The sequence below is a fragment of the Pseudomonas sp. CIP-10 genome (assembly GCF_020911845.1).
GTDB lineage: Bacteria > Pseudomonadota > Gammaproteobacteria > Pseudomonadales > Pseudomonadaceae > Aquipseudomonas > Aquipseudomonas alloputida.
In genome coordinates, this window is the sequence record NZ_CP087160.1 from 6001094 (window position 1) to 6008804 (window position 7711).

General features: G+C 58.4%; 7 protein-coding genes. All 7 read right to left on the reverse strand.

Annotation, left to right across the window (positions count from 1 at the left end; translation table 11 throughout):
• Positions 1-8 precede the first annotated feature (8 nt).
• The 7 genes from rsmG to rpmH all read right to left on the reverse strand — a co-directional run bounded on the left by rsmG (position 9) and on the right by rpmH (position 7116).
• Positions 9-659 carry a 16S rRNA (guanine(527)-N(7))-methyltransferase RsmG gene (gene rsmG / locus LMH93_RS27035; RefSeq protein ID WP_230064760.1) on the reverse strand — a complete coding sequence of 217 codons (651 nt, stop codon included), beginning with the start codon at positions 657-659 and terminating at the stop codon, positions 9-11.
• Entirely contained in the window at positions 656-2548 is a 1893-nt protein-coding gene (gene mnmG, locus LMH93_RS27040) for a tRNA uridine-5-carboxymethylaminomethyl(34) synthesis enzyme MnmG (protein ID WP_003253177.1), read from the reverse strand. The genes rsmG and mnmG overlap by 4 nt, the downstream gene beginning before the upstream one ends.
• Positions 2549-3181: 633 nt before the next feature.
• Complete coding sequence (gene mnmE / locus LMH93_RS27045) at positions 3182-4552, reverse strand: tRNA uridine-5-carboxymethylaminomethyl(34) synthesis GTPase MnmE (RefSeq protein WP_003253174.1); 1371 nt, start codon at positions 4550-4552, stop codon at positions 3182-3184.
• 88 nt (positions 4553-4640) lie between these two features.
• Positions 4641-6323 (reverse strand): membrane protein insertase YidC, encoded by a 1683-nt coding sequence (yidC, locus tag LMH93_RS27050; RefSeq protein WP_010951425.1) that lies wholly within the window; start codon positions 6321-6323, stop codon positions 4641-4643.
• Positions 6324-6325: 2 nt separating this feature from the next.
• Positions 6326-6571 (reverse strand): membrane protein insertion efficiency factor YidD, encoded by a 246-nt coding sequence (gene yidD / locus LMH93_RS27055; protein WP_003253169.1) that lies wholly within the window; start codon positions 6569-6571, stop codon positions 6326-6328.
• Positions 6564-6968, reverse strand: a complete 405-nt coding sequence (gene rnpA, locus LMH93_RS27060) for a ribonuclease P protein component (RefSeq protein ID WP_003253166.1) — start codon at positions 6966-6968, stop codon at positions 6564-6566. Before rnpA ends, yidD begins: the two co-directional genes overlap by 8 nt.
• 13 nt (positions 6969-6981) lie before the next feature.
• Positions 6982-7116: a 50S ribosomal protein L34 gene (gene rpmH / locus LMH93_RS27065; protein ID WP_003253163.1), complete on the reverse strand. Its 135-nt coding sequence runs from the start codon at positions 7114-7116 to the stop codon at positions 6982-6984.
• Between the last annotated feature and the right edge of the window lie 595 nt (positions 7117-7711).

The window sequence follows — 7711 nt, forward strand, 5'->3', positions numbered from 1 at the left end:
GTTCCCAGTCATGCCTTGCGGCGCAGTATCAGCAGATGGCGCTGGCCCTGGCAACCCGGAACGGTCAGGGCCTGTTCGCTTTCCACTGTGAAGTCTGCGGGCAATGCTACCAGTTCATCGGCAGGATGCAGCCCCTTCATTGCAAGCCATTGCGTCCCGGTGTCGCCCAAGTGGCGGGTCCAGTTGGTGAAGTTCTCCATGCTGCTGAAGGCGCGGGAGATGATTCCGTCGAACGGTTGTGCCGGCTGGAAGGCCTCGACCCGGCTGTGGATAACCGTGAGGTTGTCCAGCTTGAGTTCCATTTTCACCTGAGTCAGGAAACGGGTCTTCTTGCCATTGGCGTCCAGCACGGTGACGCGCTTGTGTGGATGCAGGATAGCCAGCGGGATGCCGGGCATGCCACCGCCGCTGCCAACATCCAGCCAGTTATCACGATCGTTGTGGATAAAATACATGATGCTAAGGCTGTCGAGCAGGTGGCGCGAAACCATCTCGTCCGGGTCGCGCACAGCAGTCAGGTTGTAGGCTTTGTTCCATTTGATCAACAGAGCCAGGTAGCCAAGCAGCTTCTCGTGCTGCTCGGCAGTCAGCTCGACGCCAAGCTGGCGCGCACCTGTGGATAACTCTTCAGCGTGTTGAGGGGTGACCAGGGAACTCAAGCGCTTTGCTCCAATTCGCGGCCAGCGCCGCGTTTTTTCAAGTGAATCAGCAACAGGGAAATCGCCGCCGGGGTCACACCCGGGATACGCGAAGCCTGGCCCAGCGTCTCCGGACGGGTCTGGCTCAGCTTGCCCTGTATCTCCTTGGACAGGCCGGAAATCGTCGTGTAGTCGATATCCACAGGCAGGCGTGTGTCTTCGCTGGCGCGCAGTCGGGCAATTTCATCCTGCTGACGGTCGATGTAGCCGGCGTACTTGGTGCGGATCTCGACCTGCTCGGCAACCTGTGGATCGATTGCTTCACCGCCAGTCGCTTCGATCAGGCCGGCGTAGTCGATTTCGGGACGCGCCAGCAGGTTGAGCAAGCTGTACTCGTGGCTCAGCGGAGTGCCGAATTTATCCACAACGGCCTGGCCTTGCTCGGTATTCGGCCGAACCCAGGTCGATTTCAGGCGCTGTTCCTCACGCTCGATACCGTCGCGCTTGGCGCAGAACGCGGCCCAGCGCTGGTCATCGATCAGGCCCAGTTCACGGCCCTTTTCGGTCAGGCGCAGGTCGGCGTTGTCTTCGCGCAGTATCAGCCGGTACTCGGCACGCGAGGTAAACATGCGGTAAGGCTCCTGAGTACCCAAGGTAATCAGGTCGTCCACCAGTACGCCGATGTATGCCTCGTCGCGGCGCGGGCACCAGCTGTCACGGCCCTGCGCCCGAAGTGCGGCGTTAGTCCCGGCCAGCAGGCCCTGGGCGCCGGCTTCTTCGTACCCGGTGGTGCCGTTGATCTGCCCGGCGAAGAACAGGCCGCCGATGACTTTGGTCTCGAGGCTGTACTTGAGGTCACGGGGATCGAAGTAGTCGTACTCGATGGCATAGCCCGGGCGCACGATGTGGGCGTTTTCCATGCCGCGGATCGAACGGACCAGCTCCAGCTGCACGTCGAACGGCAGCGAAGTGGAAATACCGTTGGGATACAACTCATGGGTGTTCAAGCCTTCCGGCTCAATGAACACCTGGTGGCTTTCCTTGTCGGCGAAGCGGTGGATCTTGTCTTCGATCGACGGACAGTAGCGCGGACCGACACCTTCGATCACACCCGAGTACATCGGTGAACGGTCGAGGTTCGACGCAATGATCTCGTGGGTGCGCGCATTGGTGTGGGTAATCCAGCAACTCACCTGACGCGGGTGCATTTCGGCATTGCCCATGAACGACATCACCGGGATCGGCGTATCGCCTGGCTGCTCGGTCATTACCGAGAAGTCCACCGAGCGGCCGTCAATGCGTGGCGGGGTACCGGTTTTCAGGCGGCCGACGCGCAGCGGCAGTTCACGCATGCGGTGGGCCAGGGCAATCGAAGGTGGATCACCGGCGCGACCACCGGAATGGTTTTGCAGACCAATGTGGATAAGGCCGCCGAGGAAGGTACCGGTAGTCAGCACCACCGATTCGGCAAAGAAACGCAGGCCCATCTGGGTCACCACGCCTTTGACCTGGTCCTGCTCGACGATCAGGTCGTCGCAGGACTGCTGGAATATCCACAGGTTTGGCTGGTTTTCCAGGATTTCACGTACCACTGCCTTGTAGATGGCGCGGTCGGCTTGCGCACGGGTGGCACGTACGGCCGGGCCCTTGCGGTTGTTCAGAACGCGGAACTGGATGCCGCTCTTGTCGGTGGCCAGCGCCATGGCGCCGCCGAGCGCATCGATCTCTTTGACCAGATGGCTTTTGCCAATACCGCCGATGGCGGGGTTGCAGCTCATGTGACCGAGGGTTTCCACGTTATGGGTCAGCAGCAGGGTTTTCACACCCATGCGTGCAGACGCAAGCGCAGCCTCGGTACCGGCATGGCCGCCGCCGATGACGATCACGTCAAAACGGGAAGGGAAATCCACCACGCACCTCGTGCCTGTTTTTGCGAATAGAGAAGGTAAGCGGACAAGTATAGGGACTTCACCCCCACTAAAGAAACCGTCTGAGCAAATTTTGACCAGTCTGTGGATGAGTGGCAAACAACAGAAATCAAAGAGAAGAAATTTAAAAAGCTTTGTTTTTATGTTTATTCTTATGCACATCGATATCTGTGGATAAAGTCCTGTATCCCAATAATGGCGCTATGTAGAGAGAAATTAAACCCTGTGTCTGGAGTGCCATGAGGCCTATGGATAACGTCTTTTAGCCTGTGGATTAAATGGCTGTTTACCCACAGGCGGGTTTTCCCTCAGAAAATAAGCCCGCTTATCAACTGAGCTGAAGGCGACTTTTCCACAGGGCTCCTGAGCACAGTTTTCAAGCCGAGCATGGAAAATTCATCGCGCTGGCGGCCAGACATGGTCAGGTTGGAGCGGTCGAGCCCGCGAAAGGGTCGGTACATCCACAGGGATCTGGAGCTTGTAAGGGCTTCTTCGCGGCCCCGCCCGCCCCCACAGGTGTTTGGGTCATCGGCCTGCATTCATCTTCTGCAACGAATTTCAGGCAAAAAAAAGCCGCTCCCTAAGGAGCGGCGCTTGGCCTTGCCTGGCTGTGGATTACTTGCCGATGCAGAAGCTGGAGAATATCCGCCCAAGCAGGTCATCCGAGCTGAATGCTCCTGTGATCTCCCCCAGCGCATGCTGTGCCTGGCGTAAGTCCTCAGCCAGAAGCTCTCCCGCGCCCGCCAAGGTCAATTGGGCACGGCCGTGCTCCAGGTGCTCGCTGGCCTGGCGCAAGGCATCCAGATGGCGCCGGCGGGCGCTGAAGCCACTCTCTGCAGTCTGCTCGTAACCCATACAGCCCTTCAGATGGTCGCGGAGCAGTTGCAGCCCTGTGTCGTCGCCCTTGGCGCTCAGGGTAATGGTCACATGGCCGTCATCGCACTGTTCCAGCGCTACCCGCTCACCACTCAGGTCGGCCTTGTTGCGAATCAACGTGACCTTGGCCGGGTCCGGCCGCTGAGCGAGAAACTCCGGCCACAAAGCGAACGGATCGCTGGCCTCGGGCGCAGTGGAGTCGACCACCAGCAGCACACGGTCTGCCTCGCCAATGGCCTTCAGGGCGCGTTCCACACCGATCTTTTCCACATGGTCATCGGTATCGCGCAAGCCGGCAGTATCGACAACGTGCAGCGGCATGCCGTCGATGTGGATATGTTCGCGCAGGATATCCCGCGTGGTGCCGGCGATGTCAGTGACGATGGCTGCTTCCCGCCCGGCCAGCTGGTTCAGCAAGCTCGATTTACCGGCATTCGGTCGGCCAGCAATGACTACCGTCATGCCGTCACGCAGCAAGGCGCCCTGCCCGGCCTCGCGCTGCACAGTGGATAACTCGCTGCGCACGGCATCAAGCATCGACAGCACATGGCCATCGGCGAGGAAGTCGATCTCCTCCTCAGGAAAGTCGATCGCCGCCTCGACGTAAATACGCAAGGCAATCAACGCCTCGGTGAGGCTGTGCACCCGCTTGGAGAATTCCCCTTGCAGCGAGCGCAGGGCGTTGCGCGCTGCCTGGCTGGAACTGGCCTCGATCAGGTCGGCGATGGCTTCGGCCTGCGCCAGGTCGAGCTTGTCGTTGAGGAAGGCGCGCTCGCTGAACTCGCCCGGGCGAGCCAGACGACAGCCGACTTGTACACAGCGCTGCAGCAGCATGTCCAAAACCACCGGGCCGCCGTGTCCCTGCAGTTCAAGCACATCCTCACCAGTGAACGAATTAGGCCCGGGAAAGAACAGAGCAATCCCTTCGTCCAGCACCAGCCCTTCATCGTCGCGGAACGGACCGTAATGGGCATGCCGCGGGGTCAGGGTGCGGCCAGTGATCAACAGGCCGGCCTTGGCAGCCAGAGGGCCGGACAACCTGACAATTCCCACACCGCCCCGGCCTTGGGCCGTGGCGATGGCGGCGATGGTTTCACGCACAGTGTTCATGCTCGAAAGCCTCTACGACAAAAACGACAGATAGCAAAAACGCCCCACTAGGGGGCGTTTTTTATTCACAGGCTAGCGTATTAGCCCGTCAAGCAGCAGCTTTTTTGGTAGCTGCTTCGATACGGCGAGTGATGTACCACTGCTGCGAAATCGACAGGCAGTTGTTCACAACCCAGTACAGCACCAGACCGGCAGGGAACCACAGGAAGAAGAAGGTGAAGATGATTGGCATCATTTTCATCACCTTGGCCTGCATCGGATCCGGCGGTGTCGGGTTCAGGCGCTGCTGGATGAACATGGTGGCGCCCATGATGATCGGCAGGATGAAGAACGGATCCTTGATCGACAGGTCGGTAATCCACAGTATCCATGGGGCCTGGCGCATTTCCACGCTTTCCAGCAATACCCAGTACAGGGCCAGGAATACCGGCATCTGCACCAGGATCGGCAGGCAGCCGCCCAGTGGGTTGATCTTCTCTTTCTTGTAAAGCTCCATCATCGCCTGGGACATCTTCTGGCGATCGTCACCGAAGCGTTCCTTGAGTGCGGCGAGCTTAGGTGCAACGGCACGCATACGCGCCATGGAGCGGTAGCTGGCAGCCGACAGCGGGAAGAACAGGCCTTTGATCAACATGGTCAGCACGATGATCGACCAGCCCCAGTTACCCAGCAGGCTGTGGATATGTTGCAGCAGCCAGAAGATCGGTTGGGCGATAAACCACAGGAAGCCGTAGTCGACGGTCAATTCCAGGCCTGGGGACAACTCTTTCAGCTTGGACTGGATCTTCGGGCCGGCGTACAGCAGGGCACTGGTTTCGACCTTGCCGCCAGCCGGTACGCTGATAACCGGGCCGGTGTAGCCGATGATGTAGTTGCCCTGGCTATCCTTGCGGGTCTGGACAACGTTGTTGTCCGACTTGGCCGGAATCCAGGCGGTCACGAAGTAGTGCTGCAGCCAGGCAACCCAGCCGCCGGACACATTTTCTTTCAAACTACCTTTGTCGATGTCCTTCATCGAGACCTTTTTGTAAGGCTCAGAAGCTGTCCACAGGGCAGCACCCAGGTAGGTAGCGGTGCCGGTGGCAGTACTGGAGGACGGATCGCCGCTGGCATCACGCTTGAGCTGGGCAAACATGTTGCCGTTCCAGGCCTGGCCGCTCTGGTTGTCGATCAGGTAGCTGACATTCAGGTCGTACTCACCGCGCTTGAAGCTGAAACGCTTGATGTAGTTGACACCGTTGTCACTGAACTTCAGGTCGACCACCAGTTGTTCCTGGCCATCGGCCAGCTGGTAGCTCTTCTGCTCGGCGGCATACAGGGGACGGCCGCTGGCGCGGGCATCCGGGCCGTCGGTGCCGGTCAGACCGCTTTGTGCCAGGTAAACACGCTCACCACCGTTGTCGAACAACTGGAATGGAATGTTCGGGTGGTCTTGACGGCGTGGGTACTTCGGCAGGTTCAGCTGGACGATGTCACCACCGACCGGATCGATAGCCAGTTCCAGAACGTCGGTCTTGACTCGGATCAGGTCCTTGCTGAGTGCGACCGGTGCCAGTTCGGCAGGGCTCGATTCGGCGTTGGCGCTCGGTACATCGGCGCTGGCACCGTTGTTACCGGCCGGCACGCCATCGGGCAAGCCCGGAGCAACAGTGCTGGCAGCAGTATTCTGAGTCGGCAGGGCAGCCTGGCCGTAGTCATCGTTCCACTTCAGGACCATGACGTAGGACACGACTGCCAGCGCGGCGATCAGGATCGTGCGTTTAATATCCATGATTACTCGGCTATCGAAGAAGTTCGGGAGGAAGGAGCGGGTGGAACGGGGTCGAAACCGCCGTCATTCCACGGATGACAACGCCCCAGGCGACGAACGGCCAGCCACCCACCACGCCAGATGCCATGGTTTTCGATGGCTTCATACGCGTAACAGGAGCAACTGGGGAAAAACCGACAGTGATTGGCCATCAGAGGACTAATGGCGTAACGGTAAAACTGGATCGGAACGAGTGCCAGTTTACGCATCTTGGCTGTCTACCCCTGCGGAATTGGCGGTGACTGCTGGTGTCGGCCGGCTGCGCGCCAGGCGTTTCCAGAGCTTGCCAAAGTGTTGGTGCAATTCCGGGTTTTCTATCTCACCCAATCCCTTGCGCGCGACGATCACGATGTCCAGGCCGGCAAGCAATTGCTGGTTCAGACGAAAGGAATCGCGCATCAAGCGCTTGAGGCGGTTGCGTTGAACGGCGAGCTTGACACTCTTCTTGCCGATTACCAAGCCAAGGCGTGGGTGATCGAGGCCGTTCTCGCGAGCAAGGATCAGCAGGTTTTTCCCTGGAACCTTGCCGGTTGGGGAGTCGAAGACCGCTTTGAAATGCCGGGGTGTAAGCAGTCGCTTTTCCCGACTGAAGTCCTGACTCACCACCTGTGCCGAAAAATCAAATGGCCAGACGCTTACGGCCTTTGGCACGACGACGCGACAGAACAGCACGGCCGTTCTTGGTAGCCATACGGGCACGGAAACCGTGGGTGCGGGCGCGCTTGATGGTGCTTGGTTGGAAAGTACGTTTCATGGCGTGTTACCTGGTTTGTCGACGACGGGCCGGGATGGCCCCCTTTTTAAGAGACCGGCGATTCTAGAGAAAGCAAGCCCATAGGTCAATTTCCAACCAGTCTTTCCATATAAAGCATGTGATGGACGGTGCCTGTTGATCAGTGCCCAAGGGGTGCTTGATCGGACACACGGATCGGGGACAACATGAAAAAAAAGAAGAGACATATAAAAAGCTTTTTTGAAGAACTTATAACTCTTAAGTGGATAACCTTCTGTGGATAACCTGCGCTAGCCCATGAATTACGGGGTGTACAGAGTTTTACAACTTTGTTCTGAACCCGTGCTGCGCTTGTTCCCATCGTGAGCGAAAGCTGTGGATGAAAACACCTGTTATCCACAGTGGAGTTATCAACAGGCTAAGTGCTGGGGTTGTGCATAGCCCTCATGGGCGTTTATCCACAGGGCTTATTCACAGAGGCGAAAAGCCGTTTTGGTCGATAAATGGCTGTTTTGTCGTGGTTCCTAACGTGTCCACATGTGGATAACTGAACGCTCGACCGGTACAATGGCGGTTTGTTTTTGCCTCATCCGGCTTTCAAACTCAGGGGATATCC

Coding starts and splice junctions, on each gene's coding strand:
- mnmE (WP_003253174.1), bottom strand. CDS start 4,552: ATGAACACTGTGCGTGAAACCATCGCCGCCATCGCCACGGCCCAAGGC.
- yidC (WP_010951425.1), bottom strand. CDS start 6,323: ATGGATATTAAACGCACGATCCTGATCGCCGCGCTGGCAGTCGTGTCC.
- rpmH (WP_003253163.1), bottom strand. CDS start 7,116: ATGAAACGTACTTTCCAACCAAGCACCATCAAGCGCGCCCGCACCCAC.
- yidD (WP_003253169.1), bottom strand. CDS start 6,571: ATGCGTAAACTGGCACTCGTTCCGATCCAGTTTTACCGTTACGCCATT.